The sequence below is a fragment of the Psychrobacter immobilis genome, assembly GCF_904846065.1.
Lineage (GTDB): Bacteria > Pseudomonadota > Gammaproteobacteria > Pseudomonadales > Moraxellaceae > Psychrobacter > Psychrobacter immobilis_H.
The window spans coordinates 535727-560649 of the sequence record NZ_CAJGZV010000001.1; the positions used below are offsets into that span (position 1 = coordinate 535727).

The following is a 24923-nucleotide window of genomic DNA, read 5'->3' on the forward strand; positions in this document are numbered from 1 at the left end:
TAATAATAAGCGATTATTTATAAGCGGTCGGATCTTTTGATTCAGTAGCGCTGCGAGTCGCTTGTGCCTCAGATTGAGGATTAAAAAAGGTTTGAGTCACGTTTTGCTTTGCCTGTTGCCAATAGTCAAATTGTTGGCAAGTTGATTCTAGATCACCTTGCCATGTTGGTATCTGTCCGCACATTGTTTTAATACGGTTTTGATTGGGATAAGGCAGCTCTTGTGCGGTCTCTGCGGCTTCATGGGCGGCGACGCGGTCATTACAAACCAGCGCAATATCACAACCCGCTTCAATCGCGGCTTTCACACGTGCACTGACATCGCCTGCGGCTTGAGCACCTGCCATACATAGATCATCAGAGAATAAGACCCCATCAAACTTTAGCTGATCCCGTATGATGTCCTTGAGCCAAATTTTAGAAAAACCTGCTGGCTTATCATCGACTTGCGAAAAAATAACATGGGCAGGCATTAAGGCATCAAGCCACGGTAGGGTTTGGGCAAAAGGCTGCATATCGCTATGCATAATCTCATCCAAGCTACGCGTATCGATGGCCTCAGCCACATGGGAATCAGGGGCAATCGCGCCATGACCGGGGAAGTGCTTACCCGTGGTTGCCATGCCAGCGGCTTTCATACCGCGCATAAACTGAGTCGCCAGCGCAGTGATCGCTTGCGGCTCTTGGTGAAAGCTACGATCCCCAATGACTTGACTGATGCCATCTCTGTCAAGTACTGGGGCAAAACTGAGATCAATGCCCACTGCCAATACTTCTGTTGCCATTAGATAGCCACAATCGTAAGCACAGCTTAGCGCATGGCTAGGCTCTTGATTAAATAATTCCCCAAGCCTGCCCATGGCGGGTAGTGGGGTAAAGCCATTGCGCAGGCGTGCGACTCGTCCACCTTCTTGGTCGACGCCGATTAATATGTCCGGGTTGTGATAACGTATATCGTCACACAACGCCCGTACTTGTGCGGCATCTGCAACGTTTCGGGCAAATAGAATCACCCCGCCCACTTGTGCCTGTTTGATTAAGCTGACATCTTCTGCTGTCAGTGCGGTACTATCGATATCAATCATTAAAACGCCGTACATTGCGTAATCCTTATGGTGTTATATATTGTTATATGATCGGTTCAGCTTCAAATAAATAAATGATGATAATTGGCAGTGTGCAACTATTATCAAAACTGCTTTATTATGACAGTTATTAGTAAATGAGCATAATGTGGCAGATGAATAGACTCAAATCAATTCGTGAGTGGGCATTGAATCATCAATAAATGACCCAAATAATGATGAACAATAAATGTAATAGAAAGTTTGGTATGTGCAGGCGTAGCGTGTAAGATTGCTTATACAGTTTGAGACAGTTGGATATCTATGTGCATGATAATATTGAGTGATTTTTAACAACATATTAGCAAACAGCAATGGCATTTAGTGACCATAATTATTCAGAAAATAGTATTTTAGAAAGTATCGTTTTAGATTTTAGAAAGTATCATTGAATACATATTCGATTGATAATGGTAGATAAGTATTTCGTGACTTAAAGATAAAGCATTTATAGGCGGCGATTGATTCAGTCACTTTTGATTTTTATAAAACAAATAATATTATTAACGTAAAATAACTAGGTATATATGATGAAAAAACAACCAGCACAGTGGTTACTCAGTGCAGCGTCAGTGGGCATCGCCGGTATTATTCTCACCCAGAGCTACGGGACGGCAATGGCCGACACCAATACTGAAGGCTTTGTACAAACCCCTGAACAAAAAGTCACCACTCGCCAAGTAGCCGCATTGCTGGATCGTAGCCACTATTTGAATCAGCCGCTAGATAGCAAAACGGGCAGCGAAATCTTGTCTATGTATATCGATAGCCTTGACCCAAACCATACGTTGTTTTTGCAGTCTGATGTGGATGAGTTTAAGAAAAAATACGCCGATGAATTCGGTGCTCGCCTCAAGCGTGGCGACTTATCTGCAGGAGTAGAGGTCTTTGAACGCTATCGCAAACGCTCAAATGAGTATTTTGCGATGGCGAGCAAGATGCTAAAAACCGATATTGATTTGACGAGTGATGATACGATCGTGCTTGACCGTGAAAAACTCAATCATTTTAAAACCAAAAAAGAGCAGCGTGATTATTGGACGCGTCAGCTGAAATTTCAGCTGATGAGTATTACCTTGGGCCAAGAAGATGAAAAAGCCAAAGAAAAAGTATTCCTGAGCAATCCAGATATTACTCGTGGACAAGATTTGGTGCGCAACGACCAACGTACACCAAGCGAGATTTTACAAAACCGTTTATCGCGACAGCAAGAGCAGTTTAAGCGTCTCACAAACGATGAAATCATGGAAACCATCTTAAATACGGCGATGCTGACTTACGATCCGCACAGTAATTATTATGCACCGATTCAGGCCAACGAATTGCAAATCCAATCTAGCCTGCAATTAGAAGGCATTGGCGTCTCTATTCGTCCTGACCGTAAAAACCCAGATTATACTCGCATCGTGACCTTGGTCGATGGTGGTCCAGCAGCCAAATCTGGTCAGATTAAACCCAATGATTTGATTATCGGTATTGCCAAAGATGGCGAGAACATGACAGACGTGGTTGGCTGGTCAACGCGTGAGATTGTGAGCTTGATTCGCGGTAAACGTGGCACGTCAGTGACCATCAAAGTGCGTCAGCCAAATACCCCTGATGCCAGTGCCCGTAACGTGACGGTGGTTCGTGACATTATTCAACAAGAAGAGTCAGGGGTTACCCAGCGCGTGGTAGAAGTACAGCGCCCTAATATTGATAAAACGCCAAAACGCATCGGCGTCCTTGAGATACCAAGCTTTTATCTGAATTATCAGGCACGCCGTAACGGTGAAGATTATCGCAGCGTCAGTATCGATACCGAAAAAGCATTGAAAGCGTTGAATAAAGAAAATATTGATGGCCTCGTGGTTGATTTGCGCAATAATCCAGGTGGTTCATTGGATGAAGTAGCAAAAATGCTTGGCTTCTTTATCAAGAGTGGACCGATGGTGCAAATCCGTGACAATCGCGGCAACATTCAGGTCTACCGTGACGATGATGGCGGTGAGCAACTTTATGATGGCAAAGTGGTCGTTATTACCAACCTAGCGTCTGCCTCAGCCAGTGAGATATTTGCCGCGGCTATCCAAGATTACGGTCGTGGGCTAGTGGTTGGCAGTACGACAACGGGTAAAGGTTCAGCGCAGATTCAACTCGATAATTTGGCATTGGGTTCAGCCACTTTAACGCAGCGCAAATTCTATCGCATCACTGGTGGTAGTACGCAGAATAAAGGTGTTGTACCTGATGTAGAGTTGGTCAATATCTACGATGATGCCACTTTTGGCGAACGTGCGCAGAAAAAAGCGTTACCTTGGGATACCATCAAAACGGCGCCTTACAAGCCTGAAGGTAAGTTCACTGATACGACGTTAGCGACACTTAACCAGCAGTCTAAAATTCGTCAAGAGCAAAACCCACAGTTTGTTTATCTCTCAGCGCTAAACAACATTCGCGATATGGAAGATGAGAAAAAACCAATTCCACTTGATATCAATAGCCGCCGCGCTAAGATGCAGTTGATTGAAAAGCGTTCACTAGAGGCTGAAAATAAACGTCTTATTGCAACGGGTGAGCGCCCTTATGCCAATTGGAACACCTATCAAGCAGCAATGGATGCAAAATTTGAAGAGCGCAGTCGCATGAAAGCCAAGGAGCGCCCAGAGCTACCGGAAGACGAAGCCTTCATCAATGAAGCGGCCTATATTATGCTGAGCGCTGAACCTAAAGCATTGTTAAGCCCTGAAGAGAAGCTATAAACGGTCAGTATTGTCAGCCAAAAAGGCTGTGATTAAAATCCACGTAAGCATATGCTTACATGGATTGACGTTTATACCTCTTACTAACCATGAGGCAATCTGCGATTATAACTGTACGGCACGATTGAACGAAAAGGTTCATTGATACTAGGGATTGGTATCTCAAAGGTCGCATCAGGGATAGGTGGTTTGCTGATTAAGGATGATAAGGCTAGATGCCTGTCAGTTATAGGATACTCCGGGATTAGGTATCATGTAACGATAACATGGATGGTTAGTGATAAAAGCCGCATAACGCTTGTCGTTATGCGGCTTTGTTACGTCTGCTATATATTAATTGAGAAACACGCCTAACTAGCTAATAGATCCTAATAGGTAACACAGTAGCAGTGAATAGTTTGTAAGCCTGTCAGGTTACTTAATGTACACCTAAGAGGCTCATATTTTAAAAAGGTGATTGTGATAAATAATAGCCATAAAAAAAGGTCAGTAGACAAAGCCACTGACCTTTTTTGAACAAATGGCAATCTTAATAAAGACTACCATTTAACATCTCACTATACTCTAGAAGAGATTAGTGCTCAACGCCACCAGCGCCATGGACATGACCATGGTTTAGTTCATCTTCAGTCGCTGCACGCACTTCTTGGATTTCAACATCAAACGTCAAACGCTTACCAGCCAATGGATGGTTTGCATCAACGGTCACTTCTTTGTCATTTACTTCAGTAACGGTAACTAGCATTACTTGTCCGCCAGCTTCTGACTGAAACTGCATACCCGGCTGGATATCTTCAACGCCTTGGAAGTTATCACGTGGTACATGTTGTACCGCTTGCTCTTGATATTCGCCGTAGCCATCAGCAGGTTCAACAACAGCATTGACTTGTTCGCCAGCAGATTTACCTTCTAGCTGTTGCTCAAGGCCTGGAATGATGTTGCTGTGGCCATGTAAGTACGCAAGTGGTTGACCTTCTGGTGATTGGTCAAGAATGTTGCCTTCGTCGTCTTTTAGTGTGTAATTGAATTTGACGGCAGTGTCTTTTGCAATAATAGTCATAAGTTATCCTAAATATATCTATGTAAAAAATTAAATACGGTTGCAATAAACCTAAAAAATCCAATCAGCAAGCCAAATAGCCACGTCATTAGTCAATTATCATCAGTTTATTAAAGTAACTTTAGCAGTTAGCATCTTTAATTGAGATGGCTCATATAACTTTCAAGGTAAAAACAATAAAAAATGCTATTTTATACTGATAAATGTCGTTTTTTATGAAAATAAACACAGTTTTTTGTGGTTTGAAGACCGTAAATGGATATTCGGGGTTTGCCAGTTGCGTTTTTGGACAATGGCTTTTACCATAATGATATAAATAAGGATATAAAGACAATGACTTCATTTGCTAATAATTCAGGCTGTCAGCTATCGGATGCCAATACAATCAGCGATCACCATAAAGCTAAAGCTGATATCAATTATCGACTCAATTTCGAGCGTTTTTCTGAGCACTTGGTTGATGTGTCGCTCAATTTTACGGCAGTAAATGATGCGCCTCAACTTTGGATGCCAGCGTGGATACCAGGCAGTTATCTGATGCGTGAGTTTGCGCGCAACATTACCGCGGTGCATTATCAGGTGTTAGACAGCCAGGTGTTAGACAGCCAGGTGTTAGACAGCCAGATGCTAGATAGTAAAGCATTAGACAGCCAAATCATGGATGACGATACTCACGAGACTTATCGCGCGCACAAAATAGATAAAAACACGTGGCAATTACCAAAAGCTAAAGCAGGGCAAGCCATCAGTGTCCACTATGAAGTTTATTGCTATGATTTATCGGTACGTACTGCCTATGTCGATCAGCAACGTTTGTATGGGAATTTCACCTCATTGGCATTGGCTGTAGAAGGGCAGGAGCATCGAGCTGTACAAGCTAGCTTAGCAGTGCCAGCAGCATTTTTAGCAGGTAAAGACGAGAGTCGGCTGCTATTGGCATGTGGATTAGAGTCTACTCATTTACGTCTTGATGGGCAGCATAGCTATGGACTACAAGCAGGCAGTTATCACGACCTTATTGATTACCCGTTTGAGATTGCAGAGCAAGATAAGTTTGACTTTATTATTCAAGACAGTACGCATCAGACGCTACCTCATCGTTTTTATCTCTCAGGTAAGCACAGCGCCAATATGGGCAGGCTACAGCAGGATATCACTCAGATCTGTCAGTGCTATTTAGATTGGTTGGGTGATGCGCCATTTAATGATTATACTTTTATGACCTTTGCCAGTGGTCAGGATTATGGTGGACTTGAGCATATCAATTCGACCAGTCTCATTACGCCGCGCCGAGACTTACCAACTCTTGATGAGCCAAAAATACCAAGCACCGATTATCAGCGATTTTTGGGCTTATGCAGCCATGAGTATTTTCATTCGTGGTGGGTCAAAACGGTACGCCCAGATGTTATGTTGGATGTCGATTTGCGCCGCGAGGCTTTTACACCACTGCTATGGGTATTTGAGGGATTTACTTCGTATATCGATGACTTTATGTTGCAAGCGTCGGGCGTGATTGATAAGCCAAGCTATCTCAAGCTACTGGCTGAGCAAATTAATCGTTACTATCAAACCGCGGGTCGCGCGTATCAAAGCGTTGCAGAGTCGAGCTTTGATGCGTGGATTAAGCTATACCGTAACGATGAAAATACAGGCAATGCTGGTATCAGTTATTACAACAAAGGCGCATTGGTGGCGTTATGTTTGGATTTGACGCTGCTCCAAAAGAGCAATGGTCGCTATCGTCTGTTTGATGTGGTCAAGGCTTTTTATACTCAAGCAAAGCAAAACGACAATAAACGCATTGGCATCAATAGTGCTGATATGGGTACAGTCATTGGGCAGTTCATGCCATTAGCGGATTGGGAAGACTTTGAGTATCGTTATGTCAATGGTGTTGAAGAGTTGCCAATTGAAGCGCTGCTGGCGGCAAACGGTATCAGCATGCATAGTAATAGCAAAGAGACGGCTGACAAGCATGTGCCTTGGGGCATGCGCTGTACTGAAACACCTGCTGGACTCAAAGTCAATCGCGTGACACGTGCTAGTGTCGCTGCTAGTGCAGGTATTTCAGCGAACGATGTCATTGTGGCGCTTGACGGTATCAAAGCTGACAGTAAACAATTGGCGTTGCTGAGTAATGTGGAGCGTGACATTGAGTGTCATCTGTTTCGCCGTGATGAGTTGATGCGTGTTAATGTGCTGCCTAAGGCGGCTGATGAAGCCATCGACAAAGCCATCGACAAAGCATCTCCGCATAAAGTGAGCTTGCACTTGGCAAAAGCAAATCAATCGTCAGGAGTCAGTGATAACTCTTCTCCAGTCGATGCAGGCTGGCAAGCATGGCTTAACGCTATAGAGCATTATCAAAGTTAAATACATTGCTAAATGTATTAATGTGAATGTACTTTTTCTCACTATTCTGTTCAATAATTTATTAAAAATAAAACCCCTGCCAAATAATATTATTTGGCAGGGGTTTTGTGTAATGACTGGCAGTCTTTTTCAAACGTAATAAAAATTAATAGGTAAGTCAGCGTTTAGTAATTCAGCACCTAAGAAGCAGCTTGCTCAGATTGCTGATGATTATCCGCTTCACTTGTGCCCTGTATCTCTTTAGTATTTTTATCGGTACTAGCATTAGCATCTGCAATCCATTGTTGCATATGCTCAATCTCAGTCTGCTGACCATCGATGATATCTTGTGCCAATTGACGCATCTCTTCGTCAGTGCCATATTTCAGCTGAATGTTTGCCATCGCTACCGCGCCAATGTGATGCGGCAGCATACCACGTGCAAATGCCATGTCAGGCACAGGATCGGCGATACCCAATACCATCTCGCCATTTAAGACATCCATGCTTCTGGCATACGCTTGCTGCATCGCTTCAGTGTTGGGTTTAGGTTTGGCTGTATCAGGGTGGCTAGCAAGCCATTTATTCAAAATATCTATTTCAAGTTGCTGAGCGGTGATAATCTCTTGTGCCAATTGACGCATCTCTTCGTCAGTACCATATTTCAGCTGAATTTTTGCCATTTCCACGGCACCGCGGTGGTGGCCAAGCATCGCTTTAGCAAAGGCTGTATCAGGATCGTTATAACCCATACCGATCATCATCTCATCATGCATTCTAGTCATCGACCTTGTATAGTCTCTGAGTATATCGGTCATTTGGCTCTCATCCGCGCTGTTTTCGCCAGCTGCTAGGTCGTTATCAGCGTCAACGTCATTTGGAGCATCGACGATATCAGTCACAGGTGGGGTCGCTGCATTAGAATCTGTGTCATCGTTGTCTTTTGTCGGCTGACAGGCGCTCAGTATAAGCGCTGTAGAAACGCTAGTGGCCAACAAAATCCAACGACGAGAAACAAACATAACATATCCCTATAATAAAAAATTAAATGATAAGTGGATGAGACTTATGATAGCTAAACAATGGTGTTCTGAAGCTTAGCAGATAAACCTTGCTCGTTCGAGACGCGATGTTTGGCAAGTCGTAATTGGTTTTAATTGCTACCAAAGCCAATGACTAAGACGTATTCTGATCTAAAAAGCTGATAGAAATAAGGATATGCCCTAATAAGCAGATGCCAGTCACGAGCAATCAGCAATGAGATACTAGTAGATTGATAGTAACAATTAATCAAGAATGCCTAATTGCTGACAGCGTTCGCTAGTGAGATGAATGCGCACAAACTCACCAACGGCTAAATCACCCAATTCAAACCCTGCTACTGACCAGCGTATCAAACGCAGGCAAGGCAGTCCAACCTGCGCTGTCATGCGTCTGACTTGGCGATTCTTACCTTCATAAATCGTCAGCATGAGCCATGAAGTCGGTACATTCTTACGCTCACGAATAGGCGGCTCACGTTGCCATAAATCAATGGGTAAGTTTGCCTCTTCTACCATGAGAGCCGTCGCCGGTAGTGTCTTGCCATCTTTTAAATGTACGCCAGAGGCAAGCTCATTCAACTGCGCTGGCGTTGCTGTGCCTTCAACTTGCACCAAGTAAGTTTTGCCTTGCTTATGACGGTTTTTTGCAAAATTAGCAGCAGAAGGTGGCTGGGTAATGGCTTTATTGACTCGACCATCACTCGTTAAAATCAGCAAACCCTCTGAGGTGGCATCAAGCCTACCAGCAATCCGTAAAGACTTATCGGTAAAATACTGTGATAGGGTGGTGTGATCATTGTTGCTGTCATCACGAAACTGACTTTGCACCCCATAAGGTTTATTGAATAAAATCAGACTAGAGGTTGACATGGTTTGGGATTTCCTAAATTTGAATCATTATTTTGTGCATATTTTGAGGGTAGGGCGTGTCCTCAATTTACGATTTTTAAAACGAGGACACACCCTAATAAAACGTTGTTTTTTTAAATCAACGCTATAAGCGGCAAATTTGTGGATTTTATATAAAGTATCTTTGTTATTTTGCGCGTTATTATAACAGTCTGTGTGGATGCTATTTTACTAAAGGGATTTTTACAGTATCGTTAAGTCAATAAATGATTATTCAGTGCATCGCTATTTCACTTATTTATTTTTTAAATCATTTATCAGCATATCGCAACTTACCTATTGCTCAGACCTATTGCTCAGACCTATTGCTCAGAGTTTTTAGTTTGGCTAACCCACGTTTAAAGCGGCATAAATAATAATAGAGTGGCTAGCATAACAGAGTGCTAAGGATGCTTGCGATATCTAACATACAACCAAGGAGTTTTATCCATGTCTTATGAGAAGGTTATCGTCCCAAGAGACGGCGAAAAAATTACCGTGAACGCTGATCTGTCGATAAATGTACCCAATCATCCTATCATCCCGTTCGTTGAAGGCGATGGTATCGGGGTCGATATCACGCCGGTCATGATAAAAGTGGTTAATGCGGCCGTGGAGAAAGCTTATCATGGCAAACAGTCCATCATTTGGATGGAGGCTTATCTCGGCGAAAAAGCCGCTAAAATATATGATGGTGACTATCTGCCAAGCGAGACGCTAGAGATTTTAAAAGACTATGTTATCAGTATCAAAGGCCCATTGACCACGCCAGTTGGCGGTGGCTTTCGCTCATTGAACGTAGCGGTACGTCAAGAGCTTGACCTCTATGTGTGTCAGCGCCCAGTTCGTTGGTTTGAAGGTGTACCAAGTCCTGTTCAGCATCCTGAGCTGACAGATATGGTCATTTTCCGTGAAAATTCAGAAGATATCTATGCGGGTATCGAATGGAAAGCGGGCAGTGAGGATGCTAAGAAAATTATTAAATTTTTAAAAGAAGAGATGGGCGTTACGAAGATCCGCTTCGATGATGATTGCGGTATCGGCATCAAGCCAGTATCCAAAGAAGGTTCGCAGCGTCTGGTGCGTAAAGCCATTCAACATGCTATCGATAATGATTTGCCCAGTGTGACTTTAGTGCACAAAGGCAATATTATGAAGTATACCGAAGGCGCATTTAAGGAATGGGGCTATGAGCTGGCCGCAGAACGCTTCGATGCAGAATTATTAGATGGTGGTCCTTGGATGACAATGAAAAATCCAAAAACAGGCAATGATATTATTATCAAAGACGTCATTGCTGATGCCTTTTTGCAGCAAATCTTGATGCGTCCTGCGGATTATTCAGTCGTTGCGACGCTAAACTTAAACGGTGATTATATCTCTGATGCCTTAGCAGCCGAAGTGGGCGGTATTGGTATCGCACCGGGCGCTAACAAAGGCGGCGCAATTGCGGTTTATGAGGCAACTCATGGCACAGCACCTAAATATGCGGGTCAGAATAAAGTAAATCCTGGCTCATTAATTTTATCAGCTGAGATGATGTTACGAGACATGGGTTGGACAGAAGCCGCTGATCTCATTATCAATGGTATTCAAGGCGCTATCGCTAATAAAACGGTCACTTATGATTTTGAGCGTCTCATGCCAGATGCTATCTTGCTCAGTACTTCTGAGTTTGGTAAAGCGGTTATCAAGCACATGAATGTTTAAAAAGTATATAGCACTGAGTCAGCAGTTATCAGAATTTTATACTATTGATAAAAGTATCAATATTCACAAAAGTATCGCTGAACTTATCAATGTCAAAAAGCCACCTACAGTTATGTAGGTGGCTTTTTTATTGGCAGTTTTTTGCTGTTTATAAGTGATATAGTCAAGGAATTTTAGAATCGCTACAAGGCGACCGACCGCAGATAGTACACTGAGTACATCTAGGGTGGGTAACACCGTAGCGGTTTAAAAGTGCTCTGACTATATTTTAAAAGTAACGTTTTAAACGTACTGTCTTATGTTCAAGCATAAAAAACACCGCTTAAGTCTGAGACCTAAGCGGCGTTTTTATTTTGCTTAACTGGGTTCAAAAATCTTTATAAATAAAGAAAATTAAGCCCAATTGTTTGCTGTATTAGCACATGACTCAATTACAATGAGGCGATTGCTGCATTGAATAGCGTGCTTGGACGCATCGCTTGTTCAGCCAATGCTTCGTCTGCCAAGTAGTAACCTTTTAAGTCTACAGGCTTGCCTTGAGCTTCATTCAGCTCTTTGACGATAGCAGCTTCGTTGCTCTCAAGTTTTTCTGCCAGCGGTGCAAATTTTGCTTTAAGATCAGCATCTTTATCTTGTGCCGCAAGCTCCTGTGCCCAGTACATCGCCAGATAGAAATGACTACCACGGTTATCGATTTCACCTGTTTTACGTGATGGACCTTTGTTGTTTAACAACAGTTTCTCTGTCGCCGTGTCCAATGTATCCGCCAAGATTTGCGCTTTAGCATTGTTATCGTGACTGGCCAAATGCTCCAAAGACACGGTCAAGGCTAAGAACTCACCCAATGAATCCCAACGTAAATGGTTCTCTTCTAGTAGCTGTTGAACGTGTTTAGGTGCAGAACCACCAGCGCCCGTTTCAAACAAACCGCCGCCTTTCATTAATGGTACGACTGACAGCATTTTCGCACTGGTTCCTAATTCTAAAATTGGGAACAAGTCAGTCAAGTAATCACGTAAAATATTACCGGTCGCAGAGATAGTATCCAGACCACGGGCAACGCGCTCTAGCGTATAACGCATCGCACGAACCTGTGACATGATTTCAATATGTAGGCCTGTAGTATCATGATCTTTTAAGTAAGTTTGAACTTTTTTGATCAGCTCGTTTTCGTGCGGACGGTAAGGGTCTAGCCAAAAGATAACAGGCGTATCTGATTCACGGGCACGGCGTACGGCAAGTTTTACCCAATCTTGGATAGGCTCATCTTTAACCTGACACATGCGCCAAATATCGCCGTTTTCAACCTGCTGCTCAAGCAATACCTCATCAGTATCTTCATCGACAATACGAGCCAATCCTGAACCACTTGCCTCAAAAGTCTTGTCATGCGAGCCATACTCTTCGGCTTTTTGTGCCATCAAACCAACGTTAGGAACCGTACCCATCGTGGTTGGATCAAAGTTACCATGCCATTTACAGAAGTTAATCATTTCTTGATAGATACGAGCAAAGGTAGATTCAGGCATGACCGCTTTACAGTCATACATTTTGCCATCAGCGCCCCACATTTTACCGCCTGAACGAATCATCGCTGGCATAGAGGCATCGACAATTACATCACTTGGTGAATGAAAGTTGGTGATACCTTTTGATGAATCAACCATCGCGAGGCGTGGACGATGCACTTGGCAAGCATGTAAATCGCGTTCGATTTCTTCACGCTTACTGGCTGGTAGCTCAGCGATTTTTTCGTACAAACTTGCCATGCCGTTATTGACATTGATACCTAGCTCGTCAAAGAAAGCGCCATGCTTATTAAAGGCATCTTTATAATAAGTTTTGACTGCATGACCAAACACGATAGGATGCGATACTTTCATCATCGTGGCTTTTACGTGCAGTGAAAACAAGATACCAGCTTCGCGGCAATCTTCCATTTCACGCTCATAAAACTCAAGCAATGATTTTTTGCTCATAAACATTAAGTCGATGACTTCTTTATCCAGCAAGGCAATGCCTGTTTTGAAGACATGAATAGTGCCATCTTCAGCAACACGTTCCATACGTACAGTACGTGCTTTATCCAAAGTGATAGATTGCTCACCAGCATAGAAATCGCCACTGTGCATGTGCGATACGTGGGTCTGTGACCATTGCTTCCATTCACCCATAGAGTGTGGATGCTTGCGTGCATAGTTTTTAACCGCTTTTGGTGCACGGCGATCTGAGTTGCCTTCACGCAAGACTGGGTTGACAGAACTGCCTAAGCTTTTACCATAACGCTTACGGATCTCTTCTTCTTCTTCTGTCTTGGGATCATCTGGAAAATCAGGGATAGCGTAGCCTTTGCTTTGTAATTCTTTGATACAAGCTTTTAGCTGTCCAACAGAAGCACTGATATTAGGCAGTTTAATGATATTGGTGTCTGGATCTTGAGTCAGACGACCCAGCTCAGCCAGATTATCAGGAACGCGCTGCTCTTCCGTTAAGTACTCTGGGAACTCAGCCAACACACGGGCAGCAACAGAGATATCGCTGGTTTCAACTTCGATGCCTGCTGTTTGAGTAAAAGCTTTTACAATTGGCAAAAATGATAAGGTTGCGAGCGCTGGTGCTTCGTCAGTTTTTGTATAAATAATTTTAGACATTAGTTGGGCATTCCTTTTAGTTGTAATTAATAATAAGGCTCAAATATAAGTTAATAATTCCATGCAGCTCTGACGTAATAATGGATCATGCAACGATACTAAATAATGTGTCGCTAGTTTTTTGTAGACAGTTTCTTAGAAACCATCGAGTCTGCTTAGAATTTTTCTTCGTTAAGCGGCAGTTTGACTGTCTTGTCTGAACGACCTGCTCATATGAATGACTTAAAAATAGAGTGCGGACGCTACATCATAGTTAACTGATTATAAATCTGATACGATGTCAATATCGCATAATGAACTAAGTGTAGTGTTTTCGGTTGTTTCTAATATGTCTTAATTACATTAAGCTGTTAAGAGCCTTATTCTACCAGTCATCGATAAAAATTTCATCCTTTCTATACAAACACTGCCTGCTAATATTCGTCATAAAAGGATGAATAATACAATCATTATTCAAAAAACTGCCAGTCATATCATAGATATGAGTCGTGACTAAGTGATTCTTACTCTTCTGTCAGAAATGAGCTGACAAACCAAATTATCTATGTTTTTAGAGGTGACTGTATTGGGATGGCTTTTATTATCGAGAGCGCATTGTTATCTATTTTATTCGTAATATCTGAAAATGATGAGAGCATAATTGTGACAGAGTTTGAGTAGAATTTTGCTAGGCCAGTCATATACGAAACAAGGTATAAAAAACTACGCCCATATAAAAATAAATAGTGAGTATTATGAGTTTACAATATGCATTACTCAATGACACCAGCTGGCAGAGTCAAGCAGACTGGCAAACCCCCGATACCCCTTTTATGTCGTTTGCTTTTTGGCAAGCGTTAGCTGACACTGGCGCGATTGGTGAGCAGGCAGGCTGGTTGCCGATATTTGTGTTGGTACATCGTGTCGCAAATAGTCAAAGCGACAGCTCGATAGACCACGCTGATCATAATGAAAACCATAGCGAAAACCATTCTGCGATTAACGAAGCTGCGCAAACAGTCACGCATCCTGTGGCGGTGTTGCCAGTATTCCTAAAAGGTCATCATCGTGGCGAGTTTGTGTTTGACCATTCATGGGCAGAAGCTTATGCGCGTTATGGGGTGGATTATTATCCAAGGCTGGTCACCAGCGTGCCCTATACACCGATTACGGGTCAGCGGCTTTGGTTGGCAAAAGGTGAGACGTTAACCACCGATATCATAAAGACAGCTATCGCAGGCGTCGATGATATTGCTCAGCAAGTAGGTGCCTCAAGCTGGCACGGATTATTCATTACGCCTGAATTGGCTACAATTGCCACGGCATCTATGCCTACTGATATTGATGTAGCGCATTTGCTAGCCGCTCAAGATAATGGTTTAGAATCAACCGCAATTGACATGCCCATACTGGAACGTCAAGGCTGCCAGTTCTTATGGCAAAATAAAGACTTGCTACAAGACTGCCAACCGTTTGCTGATTTTGAAGCATTCTTAGCGACGCTAAAAGCCAAAAAACGTAAAACCATCCGTGCTGAGCGTCGTAAGGTCGCCGAGCAAGGCATCATTTGCCAACGTAAATGCGGTGCCGCTATTACTGACGAGGACTGGAAAGCCTTTTATCATTGTTATGTGATGACCTATGCAGTACGTGGACAACAGCCTTATTTGACAATAGATTTTTTTATGGCACTGGCAGCGACTATGTCTGAGCACTTAATGCTCGCACAAGCGTTAGATGCCTCTGGAGAAATTATCGCCAGTAGCTTGTTTTTATACGATGATCGCCATAGCGAAAATGCCACTCTTTATGGTCGCTATTGGGGAGCACTGGGTGAGTACGACAGTTTACACTTTGAGCTGTGTTATTATCAAGGTTTAGAGTTTGCCATCGAGCAAGGGCTTAAGTATTTTGATCCGGGTACGCAAGGCGAGCATAAGCTGGTTCGTGGTTTTATTCCAACGACGACACACTCTATCCACCGTATTTATGACCCACGTTTTGTGCCAGCTATCGCCAATTTTTGCGCCCAAGACCGTGAGCATATGGCGCAGTATCGTCAGCAAGCGTTTGAGGCATTGCCCTTTAATGCGGATAATATGCCAGCCTTTGATACCAATCAATAGGCTTTGCTTAATACGCCTACCGCTCGCTTTCTTTTTTATTATTATGTCACTATTAGCCGTTAACTATGTCCAGTACTCCTTTTATTTGTCTTACTCATTTGTCTCCTCCTAGTGAGCTACTCTCGTGGCTCAATGTCGCAGGCTCTCTCACGGCGGTGTTGGAAGTGAAAGCAGGGCAGCCCTTGCGCGTGGAGCGTAGCTTTGAGGGCTACCGATTGCTGTCATTGGCACAAAAAAAACAATTGAATGTCACAGGTGCCATGCTGAATCGTCCCATGCTAGCATGGGTGCGTGAAGCGCAACTATATGGCAATGACGCACGCCCGTGGGTGGCCGCGCAAAGTATCTTTCCGTTACCCAGTCTCAAAGGTAACGCCCGCCGTCTACAGCAGCTAAAAGGCACACCTATCGGTTATGTGTTATTTAAACGCAGTCGGACTTTGCCCAATCAGCGTTTTATCCAGCAGACAAGTGAGGGCTGGCAACGGCAAACACGTTACGATTGGTATGGTCGCCAGCTGCTGATCAGCGAAACTTTCTTGCCAGCATTTGTCACTACTGACAGTTAAATATCCGTTAAGTAGCCAGCCAATATATAAATATCGCTAATAATCTGCTGACCAACAACAGGCTAGGAGCAATATGATAGCGGTAAACCATTTATTTTATTGGCTATTTATCTGCGTTATATCACCATTTAATTCACTCAGCTTACAGTGAGATTTTTTTGCGCTCACCGCACAAATTTTCATGTTACACTTAATGTTTAGCGATGATTTTGATGCCAACGCGTATCGAGTTTATTGCCGAATTGGACAAGTTAATGACAGGCCTATTGCCTCTGCTTACTCCTACTTATCTTTGCTAATAGACTCAATTCACAATAATGGTCATACCATAAAACTGAGCGTAAAAGTACCGCTGGTACTTTGAGCGACGTTGACACAGTAATCGTTTTATTGTGGGCAGCCTATAAGCTTCTTTTCAACGACATTTTTCAATGACAGTCACTACCTAGGACATCACTATGTTTAAAGATATTTCTATCAAAGATTTTGATCCAGTACTTGCTGAAGCGATGGCTGCAGAAAGCGTTCGTCAAGAAAACCATATCGAATTGATTGCGTCTGAAAACTACTGCTCGCAAGCAGTGATGGAAGCGCAAGGCACAGATCTAACCAACAAATACGCTGAAGGCTATCCTGGCAAGCGTTATTATGGTGGTTGTGAGCATGTAGACGTTGTAGAGCAATTGGCGATTGATCGTGCAAAAGAGTTGTTCGGTGCTGAGTACGTCAACGTCCAGCCACATTCTGGTAGTCAAGCAAACTCTGCCGTATTTTTAGCGTTACTTGAAGCAAATGACACCGTACTAGGCATGAGCTTAGACGCAGGTGGTCACTTGACTCACGGCGCACACATTAACTTTTCAGGTCTGAACTACAATGCCGTACAGTACGGCTTGGTCGAAGGCACTGGTCTTATCGATTATGACCAAGTTGAAAGTTTAGCAAAAGAGCATAAGCCTAAAATGATTATTGCTGGTTTTTCAGCGTATTCACAGGTAGTCGATTGGGCACGTTTCCGTGAAATCGCTGATGAAGTTGGTGCTTATTTGCTAGTAGATATGGCGCACGTTGCTGGTCTAGTTGCTGGTGGTGTTTATCCAAACCCAGTACCGTTCGCTGATGTGGTTACAACGACTACACACAAAACCCTACGTGGTCCACGTTCAGGTATGATTTTGGCACGTGATGAAGTACTTGCTAAAAAGCTGAATTCTGCCGTATTCCCAGGTAACCAAGGCGGTCCGTTGATGCATGTCATCGCGGCAAAAGCGGTTTGCTTTAAAGAAGCGTTAGAAGATAACTTTTCTACTTATCAGCAGCAAGTGGTCAAAAATGCTAAAGCGATGGCAAAAGTGGTTCAAGACCGCGGCTATGAAATCATCTCTGGCGGTACTGAAAACCATCTCATGCTGATCAGCCTAGTTAAGCAAGAAATGACGGGTAAAGAGGCGGACAAATGGCTTGGCGATGCGCATATTACTGTGAATAAAAACGCCGTACCAAATGATCCAAAATCTCCGTTCGTGACGTCTGGTATCCGTATCGGTACGCCAGCAATCACTACTCGCGGCTTCAACGAAGCGCAAGCAGGTGATTTGGCAGGTTGGATTTGTGATGTACTAGATAGTCGCGGTGATGAAGCCGTCGCTACTGAAGTACGCGGTAAAGTAGAAGCGATCTGCAAAGAGTTACCAGTTTACGAAAAAAATCAGTAGTTTTTGTTTGAGCAGTTTTAAACGTTGGTTAAAATAAAAACCGCTTAGCGTTTGCTAGGCGGTTTTTTTGTGGTCAGCTGGTTTTGACTTTTTAGCTATCGCTGCTATCCGATTGTATCTGCCAGTTTAGGGTAAGTGAGCCGAAAGCAAAATAGAAATTAACTATAAACCTAATCTATAGTTAATACGACCATGAGCTTCAAGGAGTACGTGGTATAGATATGCAACGCTAGCGACATTATTTTCTGGATGAGGATGTAACCTTCTGTTTCCTCCCCAACTAAAAGCTGACTTAGAGTCTTTTAAGAGCTTCAAAAACTGATTTCCTAGTGCGTCTCCATTGTCACTGTAGTAACTTGCATGTTTATAGTTCCAATCATTTCGAATTTTGTTAGGTGAATCCCAGCTTCTTTGTTCTTGACTCAATATATCTTTCAGTAAATTATTATGATGCAATAAACTATCATTTAAGTCTAAGTTTTTTAAGACAGCTTCTAGATTTTTCCATACAGCCTGATGTGGCTTAGGTGAGCTTTTAGAAAAATTTAACTTTATGAATCCATCATAAGCGGCTTGAGATACTTGTAATCTATAAGAATTATTGTAATCATCAATTTTTTCATTAAATTCATGTGGTTTATCGTATTGAGAGTGACTCAGGATATATTCCATATCCTCTCTTGAAAAATTTACTATAAAACTTCCATAAAGTTTAGATATTTCATTAGCTAAGAAAAAGCTACAGTAATAAACGCTAACTAGTATCCATGCAACTTGTGATTTAGCTTGTACCAAATGATCTATACTTTCTTTTTGTTGCCTGATCCTTTCATTACAAAAGTAATAGTCAGATATTAATGCATGACTATAGCTATTAGAAGTAACCTCAATTGAAAAACTATGGTTATTCTCTATTTCATAATCATGAATCTCAACCTTATCGACTAAGAAATTTTTAACCGTATCTTTTGCAAATGGTTTATTTGTAGAATTACAGGAAAAAGACTCTGTTACTTGAACTTTTTTCAAGACTAAATTAGCAATTTCATGTCCAATCATATTTAAAATAGGTCTTCAGGTGCATTAAGTTTAGAAGCATGTAGCTCAACTAATACTTTCATCTCTTGGGCAAGCGAATTAATAGCTTGTTGATTTGACCCCTGATGCTTTTCAAAGTCAATAATAGCTATACCTGATAAAATCTCTTCAAATGAGCTTTGCTTATAATTTTTAAAATAGGCCATTGAGTATTCACATATAGCCTCAAATATCTTGAAAATAGCTTGAAAAAAAGCTGAACTAGTTAGACGTTTAGGATCATCTTCAATTTTAATTAAAGTGTTTTCAACCGCATTTAGATAGTTAACCAATAGTGTTTTTTTAGACTCATAATCAAATTTATTAAGTATATAGCTTTCAATCAGTGGTTCTATAGAGGCTCTAAAAGGTACATGTGAAATTTTTCCAACTATTGACTTCGTAGGAGATATTTTATTGAAAAGTGCTGAGCTTGCGTCATTACCAAGGTCGTTAAATAGTCTACTAAGAACCTCATCTGTTGAGTCGGGCTCTGATAAAAATTTTAATAATTCAATTCTAAGTGTTTTTGGTACACCCTTCTGATTAGAGTTTATATCTAAAAAATACTGAACTTCTTGTTTTAATTCTAAGTTAGTAAAAATACAGACAGGTAGGTATATTTCTTGTTCGCATTTACTTGCACCCCACAGTCTATGTTGTCCATCAATTACAAAAAGAGAGCTGCTATTGGGTTCTAATTCTAATTGCATACTTTGCTTATTATAACTAACATGAAAACCTTCTTGTGCACTAAGAATTATTGAACCAGGTATAATGTTTCCGTCATTAAGATATTGAGCAATATCATTGGCTCTCTTTTCGCTTAAAACTCGCTGATAACCTTTTTCACTATCTTGATCTACTCTAGAAACTTTTGAAATATTGAAAATTTTACTGGCTTCCATAACTGTCACATAGCATGGTGTATCTTCAGTACCGATGTTCCAAGCGGTATATCCATTAGCTTCCATAATTTAACCTTCTTATTTATAATTAGAAATTATTCTAGGAGTTGAGTCATAAGAATGATAGCATTCATATTTTATTATGTTATAGCCTACTATATACTTAAAATGGCTTTCTAGTATCGCCGTAGAATATCAGCTAGAGCGATAGTAAGAAAGCAAATATATTAACTGTTTAGGTTTTAATTGTACTTAGTTTCTTATCTCTGCTTAGATAGTCAAATCATTAAGGCTTTTCTCTATTAAGGTTCAGCCTTAATCAAACTAATCCTTCTTCAGCGCATGACTGTCTTCTAATATGCCCATAAATCTCTCATATAACCAAGGTTCAGCATCATCGATGGCTTGGTTATATATTTTAGAGCCGATCAAGTCCACCATAAAATCGAATAAGAACTTGGCAGGCAAATTACCGATATCCAAATCAAACTCTTCGCTCATATAATCTCTCAAATTATCTAACAGCGCTTCTTCCTCTTCCTTCGATAACTTGACAAGTTTGTCTTTACTCATATCATTCTCTCAATACTAGGTAATGATCTAGCTTAGTTCAATCATACCTTTATAGGAAGGTTGAATAACCAATAAAAAAGGCTGGGTTACGATAGCGTAGCCCAGCCTTATTCAGGTTAATTCGACTTTATTGCTTATAAAATTACATAAACGGCAGTTTAGTAAATATCTGCAAGATCGTCGCGTTGACGATATCGACAAAGAATGCACCAACCATTGGCACAATCAAAAACGCCTTAGGCGAAGGCAGATAGCGATCCGTGACCGCCTGCATATTGGCAATCGCCGTTGGCGTCGCACCCATACCGAAACCACAATGTCCAGCTGACAAGACCGCTGCATCATAGTCTTTACCCATCACCTTAAAGGTTATGAAATAGACATAAACAACCATAATGACCGTCTGTACCAATAAGATAATCAACACAGGGCCTGCCAAATCAGTCAGCTGCCATAGCTTCAATGACAGCAGCGCCATGGCTAAGAACAGACTCAAAGAAGCGTTACCAAATACGTCGATAGAGCGATCAAACATATCAAAATTAAAGATTGTGGTTAAGACATTACGAATAATCACACCACCTGCCAACGCCCAAACGAAGGTAGGTAGCTCAAACCACGTGCCTTGCGCAACAAGCGTCATGACATCGGCGAAGGCCAACGCTGCGGCAAACAATGCCAATGTCTCAATAGTAGAAGAGGCGGTGATAAAGCGCATGCTGTCAGGTCTTTCGAAAATTTCTTTATTGCTACTCGCCGAATCTTCATCATGTTTGGTGCTATAAAGCGACTGCGCACCAGCGACTTTTTCGATGTCACTAGGATTGGGATTGGCGGGTGTTGGTTTTAACCCCAGCTTTTGAATCAGACGACGGGCAACAGGACCACCAATGATACCACCAGCGACTAAGCCATAGGTGGCAACAGCGATACCAAGTGTCGTTGCACCGACCACACCGTAATCTTGCTCCAAGGTGATACCCCAAGCGCCTGCCGTACCGTGACCACCAGTCAGAGCGATAGAACCTGTCACTAATCCAAGTAGTGGATCAAGTCCCAACGCGCTTGCCATGGCCACACCAACGACATCTTGCAAGACGATAAAAACGGACACAACGATGGTAAAAATCAACAATGGCGTACCACCGGCTTTGAGTCTACTAAAATCAGCACTCAAACCAATAGAGGCAAAAAACATCAGCATGGTCGCCGTCTGTAATCCTTGATGAAAGTTAAAGCTATATCCCCAAATGATATTTAGAATATAGACCACTATTGCCGCGACCAAACCACCAGCAACAGGCTCTGGAATATTAAAATCTTCTAAGAATTTAATTTTCTTGACCAAAAAGCGCCCAAGCAGCAGCACTAGAGTGGCTAGTATCAGCGTGTAATAGCCGTTTAGGGTAATTTCCATATATTAATCCTTTCTATAAAAATAAATTAACCTGAATTCGGGATAAATATGGTTTTATCTCGAATTCAGGTTTGTGTGGTGATTGGCGACTAGGCATCATCCACGGACGGCATAATAACCCATAATTGCGGCTTGCCAAAATCTCTGTAGGCATCTTCAATGATGCTTTTGAAAACATTAAAATCTTCGGTGTTTATTTTTTTCACCGCTGTTAGATTCAGCATCAGGTGAGTCACTTCGCTGTCCGTTAAACAGTCCCATGCGCTATCCCAGTTATGTGAAAAATAGCTGGGAAAATCACAGGCATTGGCTAAGTTTGTTAATAATGTGGTTTTATTAAGTATCTCGTCTACCGGTATGTTAACAGTCTGAGCGGGCATGCTAGCATTTAGTGCTGTAGTTTTTTGGTTAATATCTTGGCCAAAACCCAGATTAATATAGTGGATGGCTTTACTCATATTATTTTACGTCCAGTCTGCGAAAGCTATCATAGTGATCAACGGTCAAGTAATACACAGTCGGCGGATGACCACCTGTGACGATACGCCGTGCACCGCGATGTGACACGCCAGGGGTCGGCACGGTATATTCGCGGTAGTAGCCTTGTGACTGCGTGGGCAATACTCCCTCACGATTATAAAATGTCGTGCCATCTTTATGAGGATAAGGAAATGGCCCGCCTCGTTGAACAAGGGCAATGGTATTGTCTATCTGAGCATCGCCCGTGACGCCGCTTGTCTTTGCTGGATGTGCCTCTGATGAGGTTTGTGATACCGTCGTTGGGTCAATACTATCGGTCAAAAACCCAGACGACAAATCACCAAAAAAGTAAACAGCGACGGCAATAAGAGCAATCAAACTAAATAGGGTAGATCCTAAGCTTCTCTTGTTTTGGTTGCCACGCTGACTATGGCGATTGTCACGGGTAGTGTGTCGCGAGTTTTTGTTATTATCAGTAGAGTTGTTTCGGCTGTTAGTATTTGAATAGTGATTGGTTATATTTGAGTTTGGAGTGGCTAAAATACTCAATTCGTTGGAAGTGACTTCAGTGGCTCGTAGTTGGTTTTTATCATTACGCTCACTATTAAAATAGACGCTTTGACCGATGGTTATCGGCTGTGATAATCGCACTTTACTCACATGAAAAAACACGTCTTCACTTTGGTTGTCTACATCGATAAAGCCATAGCCTTTATCTGAATTCCAGTGCTTGATTTTACCACTCTGCATAAGCCCACTTTCCTATCGCATGTTTTGTTATCGTGCCGCATGACTTCTATCATATACATAGTTTTAATACCGCATATATAACATATCTGACACTACTAAAAAACGCCAGCAATTGAGCTGGCGTTTTTTTGTGGATTATACGTTAAATGAGAGAGTGGATGATAGGCTAAGCGACAAGACGTTAGGCGCGAGTCTCACCATGACCATAAACGATCCATTTTTGTGAGGTGAGACCTTCAAGTCCTACTGGACCACGAGCGTGGATTTTATCGGTCGAGATGCCAATCTCGGCACCCAATCCATACTCAAAACCATCGGCAAAACGACTAGAGGCGTTAATCATGACGCTCGATGAGTCAACTTCACGGATGAAACGTTGCGACTTGGTATAGTTGTCGGTAATGATGACGTCGGTATGATGGCTGCCATGAGTGTTGATATGTTCAATGGCTTCGTCAATACCTGACAAAACTTTTACCGCTAAGATAGGCGCTAAATATTCGGTATCCCAATCCTCAGCAGTGGCCGCAGACAGATGTCCAGCAAGCTTAGCATTGTCATTTAAGATGGCTTGCGACTTATCATCAAGGCGCAGTTGCATCGCATCATCAGCGGCGATGATGGCTTCGGCAATCTTAGGTAATAGCTCACCCGCAACTGATTCGTCGATCAATAGCGTCTCCATGGTATTACACGTACCGTAGCGATGGGTTTTTGCATTGACGCTGACCTTGATGGCGATTTCGGCATCTGCATCGCTATCGATAAAGGTATGGCAGTTGCCATCTAAATGCTTGATGACAGGAACACGAGCATCACGGCTGATACGTTCAATCAATCCTTTGCCACCGCGTGGGACAATGACATCGACATAATCTGTCATGGTGATCAGCTCGCCGACAGCAGCACGATCTGTCGTTTGTAATACTTGCACACTGTGCTCAGACAGCCCGACTTTTTGTAGTCCTTCCAAGATACACTTGGCAATCGCTTGGTTGGATTCAAACGCTTCAGAGCCGCCGCGCAAGATAATAGCGTTGCCTGATTTTAGCGCCAATGAAGCCGCTTCTAAGGTCACGTTAGGGCGCGACTCATAAATCATACCGACCACGCCGAGTGGCACCCGCATTTTACCCAAATGAATCCCTGATGGCTGATAGGTCATGTCAGTGACTTCGCCGATAGGGTCTGGTAATGAGGCGACGTCTTTTAACCCTTGGAGCATACCGTCAAAGCGGGCATCATTTAGCGCTAAGCGATCCAGTAAGGCTGCCTCTAAATCGTTGCTTTGTCCATTATCCATATCGATTTTATTAGCGGCCAAAATATCTGATTTGGCCTCTTTTAACACATCATGAATCGCCATTAATGCTGAGTTTTTATCACCAGTGTTTGCCGCAGCCAGCACACGAGAAGCCGCTCGTGCTTGTTTGCCGACAGCTTGCATATAGGCAGTAACGTCTGTGGTATTCGATTGACTCATAAATTATTTTCCTTATGTTATAAATGTTTTAAGCAAATGAAAGCGCCCAAAAAGGCGAAAATGTGGCAAAAAGATGATTTTGATACCTGTCAGGTATTATGCTATTTAACATAGAGGAGATTGAGGTGATAGTAAAGATGATTTTGTGAACAGTGCCTACTTTACATAGCATTTATGAGCATGGTCGTCGCGTCATTTTACTGACTTTACTATTACTGAGTCCTTGCCACTTCATGATACAAGCACCGTTTTAGAGAAAGCAGAAACGCAAGCTT

The 24923-nt window shown here is 42.4% G+C and carries 18 protein-coding genes; 6 read left to right on the top strand and 12 right to left on the bottom strand.

The window, feature by feature from the left end:
* Positions 1–13: 13 nt before the first annotated feature.
* Positions 14–1099, bottom strand: a complete 1086-nt coding sequence (gene nagZ / locus JMW64_RS02310) for a beta-N-acetylhexosaminidase (protein WP_201552702.1) — start codon at positions 1097–1099, stop codon at positions 14–16.
* Positions 1100–1653: 554 nt separating this feature from the next.
* On the opposite strand from nagZ, the gene JMW64_RS02315 reads away from it, so the two are divergent.
* A complete protein-coding gene (locus JMW64_RS02315) occupies positions 1654–3864 on the top strand; it encodes a carboxy terminal-processing peptidase (protein WP_045443512.1) in 2211 nt (736 codons plus the stop codon).
* A 574-nt stretch (positions 3865–4438) separates the two neighbouring features.
* Here JMW64_RS02315 and JMW64_RS02320 read toward each other — a convergent pair.
* The gene (locus JMW64_RS02320; RefSeq protein ID WP_045443514.1) at positions 4439–4924 is read right to left on the bottom strand and encodes an FKBP-type peptidyl-prolyl cis-trans isomerase; all 486 of its coding nucleotides are present in this window, start codon (positions 4922–4924) and stop codon (positions 4439–4441) included.
* Between the two features lie 333 nt (positions 4925–5257).
* Between JMW64_RS02320 and JMW64_RS02325 the strand changes: the two genes are divergently transcribed.
* On the top strand, positions 5258–7300 hold the full coding sequence (locus JMW64_RS02325) for a M61 family metallopeptidase (RefSeq protein ID WP_201552710.1): 2043 nt from the start codon (positions 5258–5260) through the stop codon (positions 7298–7300).
* A gap of 179 nt (positions 7301–7479) precedes the next feature.
* Here the strand turns inward: JMW64_RS02325 and copM are convergent, their stop codons facing one another.
* On the bottom strand, positions 7480–8301 hold the full coding sequence (copM, locus tag JMW64_RS02330; RefSeq protein ID WP_201552712.1) for a CopM family metallochaperone: 822 nt from the start codon (positions 8299–8301) through the stop codon (positions 7480–7482).
* Between the two features lie 264 nt (positions 8302–8565).
* Positions 8566–9192 carry a pseudouridine synthase gene (locus JMW64_RS02335; RefSeq protein ID WP_055123471.1) on the bottom strand — a complete coding sequence of 209 codons (627 nt, stop codon included), beginning with the start codon at positions 9190–9192 and terminating at the stop codon, positions 8566–8568.
* A gap of 468 nt (positions 9193–9660) precedes the next feature.
* Between JMW64_RS02335 and icd the strand changes: the two genes are divergently transcribed.
* Positions 9661–10920 carry an NADP-dependent isocitrate dehydrogenase gene (icd, locus tag JMW64_RS02340; protein ID WP_201552714.1) on the top strand — a complete coding sequence of 420 codons (1260 nt, stop codon included), beginning with the start codon at positions 9661–9663 and terminating at the stop codon, positions 10918–10920.
* 431 nt (positions 10921–11351) lie between these two features.
* Here the strand turns inward: icd and JMW64_RS02345 are convergent, their stop codons facing one another.
* Complete coding sequence (locus tag JMW64_RS02345; protein WP_201539828.1) at positions 11352–13571, bottom strand: NADP-dependent isocitrate dehydrogenase; 2220 nt, start codon at positions 13569–13571, stop codon at positions 11352–11354.
* A 734-nt stretch (positions 13572–14305) separates the two neighbouring features.
* Between JMW64_RS02345 and JMW64_RS02350 the strand changes: the two genes are divergently transcribed.
* The 3 genes from JMW64_RS02350 (at position 14306) to glyA (ending at position 17960) form a co-directional block, all read left to right on the top strand.
* Positions 14306–15676: a GNAT family N-acetyltransferase gene (locus JMW64_RS02350; RefSeq protein ID WP_201552716.1), complete on the top strand. Its 1371-nt coding sequence runs from the start codon at positions 14306–14308 to the stop codon at positions 15674–15676.
* A 65-nt stretch (positions 15677–15741) separates the two neighbouring features.
* Positions 15742–16245: a chorismate--pyruvate lyase family protein gene (locus JMW64_RS02355; protein ID WP_201552718.1), complete on the top strand. Its 504-nt coding sequence runs from the start codon at positions 15742–15744 to the stop codon at positions 16243–16245.
* A gap of 458 nt (positions 16246–16703) precedes the next feature.
* Positions 16704–17960 (top strand): serine hydroxymethyltransferase, encoded by a 1257-nt coding sequence (glyA, locus tag JMW64_RS02360; RefSeq protein WP_055123466.1) that lies wholly within the window; start codon positions 16704–16706, stop codon positions 17958–17960.
* 162 nt (positions 17961–18122) lie between these two features.
* Here the strand turns inward: glyA and JMW64_RS02365 are convergent, their stop codons facing one another.
* The 7 genes from JMW64_RS02365 to JMW64_RS02395 form a co-directional block, all read right to left on the bottom strand.
* On the bottom strand, positions 18123–19019 hold the full coding sequence (locus JMW64_RS02365) for a hypothetical protein (RefSeq protein WP_201552720.1): 897 nt from the start codon (positions 19017–19019) through the stop codon (positions 18123–18125).
* A gap of 2 nt (positions 19020–19021) precedes the next feature.
* Positions 19022–20011, bottom strand: a complete 990-nt coding sequence (locus JMW64_RS02370) for a DGQHR domain-containing protein (RefSeq protein ID WP_201552722.1) — start codon at positions 20009–20011, stop codon at positions 19022–19024.
* Positions 20012–20269: 258 nt separating this feature from the next.
* Complete coding sequence (locus JMW64_RS02375) at positions 20270–20518, bottom strand: DUF2164 domain-containing protein (RefSeq protein WP_201552724.1); 249 nt, start codon at positions 20516–20518, stop codon at positions 20270–20272.
* Positions 20519–20660: 142 nt separating this feature from the next.
* A complete protein-coding gene (gene gltS, locus JMW64_RS02380; RefSeq protein WP_045453577.1) occupies positions 20661–21935 on the bottom strand; it encodes a sodium/glutamate symporter in 1275 nt (424 codons plus the stop codon).
* Positions 21936–22024: 89 nt separating this feature from the next.
* Positions 22025–22393 carry a barstar family protein gene (locus tag JMW64_RS02385; RefSeq protein ID WP_201552726.1) on the bottom strand — a complete coding sequence of 123 codons (369 nt, stop codon included), beginning with the start codon at positions 22391–22393 and terminating at the stop codon, positions 22025–22027.
* Between the two features lies 1 nt (position 22394).
* On the bottom strand, positions 22395–23165 hold the full coding sequence (locus JMW64_RS14130; protein ID WP_201552734.1) for a ribonuclease domain-containing protein: 771 nt from the start codon (positions 23163–23165) through the stop codon (positions 22395–22397).
* A gap of 181 nt (positions 23166–23346) precedes the next feature.
* Positions 23347–24648 (bottom strand): glutamate-5-semialdehyde dehydrogenase, encoded by a 1302-nt coding sequence (locus JMW64_RS02395; protein ID WP_201552736.1) that lies wholly within the window; start codon positions 24646–24648, stop codon positions 23347–23349.
* Between the last annotated feature and the right edge of the window lie 275 nt (positions 24649–24923).

What these genes read in the sequence shown, in the direction of transcription:
- nagZ (WP_201552702.1), bottom strand. Translation starts at nt 1,099, where the DNA reads ATGTACGGCGTTTTAATGATTGATATCGATAGTACCGCACTGACAGCA.
- JMW64_RS02315 (WP_045443512.1), top strand. Translation starts at nt 1,654, where the DNA reads ATGAAAAAACAACCAGCACAGTGGTTACTCAGTGCAGCGTCAGTGGGC.
- JMW64_RS02320 (WP_045443514.1), bottom strand. Translation starts at nt 4,924, where the DNA reads ATGACTATTATTGCAAAAGACACTGCCGTCAAATTCAATTACACACTA.
- JMW64_RS02325 (WP_201552710.1), top strand. Translation starts at nt 5,258, where the DNA reads ATGACTTCATTTGCTAATAATTCAGGCTGTCAGCTATCGGATGCCAAT.
- copM (WP_201552712.1), bottom strand. Translation starts at nt 8,301, where the DNA reads ATGTTTGTTTCTCGTCGTTGGATTTTGTTGGCCACTAGCGTTTCTACA.
- JMW64_RS02335 (WP_055123471.1), bottom strand. Translation starts at nt 9,192, where the DNA reads ATGTCAACCTCTAGTCTGATTTTATTCAATAAACCTTATGGGGTGCAA.
- icd (WP_201552714.1), top strand. Translation starts at nt 9,661, where the DNA reads ATGTCTTATGAGAAGGTTATCGTCCCAAGAGACGGCGAAAAAATTACC.
- JMW64_RS02345 (WP_201539828.1), bottom strand. Translation starts at nt 13,571, where the DNA reads ATGTCTAAAATTATTTATACAAAAACTGACGAAGCACCAGCGCTCGCA.
- JMW64_RS02350 (WP_201552716.1), top strand. Translation starts at nt 14,306, where the DNA reads ATGAGTTTACAATATGCATTACTCAATGACACCAGCTGGCAGAGTCAA.
- JMW64_RS02355 (WP_201552718.1), top strand. Translation starts at nt 15,742, where the DNA reads ATGTCCAGTACTCCTTTTATTTGTCTTACTCATTTGTCTCCTCCTAGT.
- glyA (WP_055123466.1), top strand. Translation starts at nt 16,704, where the DNA reads ATGTTTAAAGATATTTCTATCAAAGATTTTGATCCAGTACTTGCTGAA.
- JMW64_RS02365 (WP_201552720.1), bottom strand. Translation starts at nt 19,019, where the DNA reads ATGATTGGACATGAAATTGCTAATTTAGTCTTGAAAAAAGTTCAAGTA.
- JMW64_RS02370 (WP_201552722.1), bottom strand. Translation starts at nt 20,011, where the DNA reads ATGGAAGCTAATGGATATACCGCTTGGAACATCGGTACTGAAGATACA.
- JMW64_RS02375 (WP_201552724.1), bottom strand. Translation starts at nt 20,518, where the DNA reads ATGAGTAAAGACAAACTTGTCAAGTTATCGAAGGAAGAGGAAGAAGCG.
- gltS (WP_045453577.1), bottom strand. Translation starts at nt 21,935, where the DNA reads ATGGAAATTACCCTAAACGGCTATTACACGCTGATACTAGCCACTCTA.
- JMW64_RS02385 (WP_201552726.1), bottom strand. Translation starts at nt 22,393, where the DNA reads ATGAGTAAAGCCATCCACTATATTAATCTGGGTTTTGGCCAAGATATT.
- JMW64_RS14130 (WP_201552734.1), bottom strand. Translation starts at nt 23,165, where the DNA reads ATGCAGAGTGGTAAAATCAAGCACTGGAATTCAGATAAAGGCTATGGC.
- JMW64_RS02395 (WP_201552736.1), bottom strand. Translation starts at nt 24,648, where the DNA reads ATGAGTCAATCGAATACCACAGACGTTACTGCCTATATGCAAGCTGTC.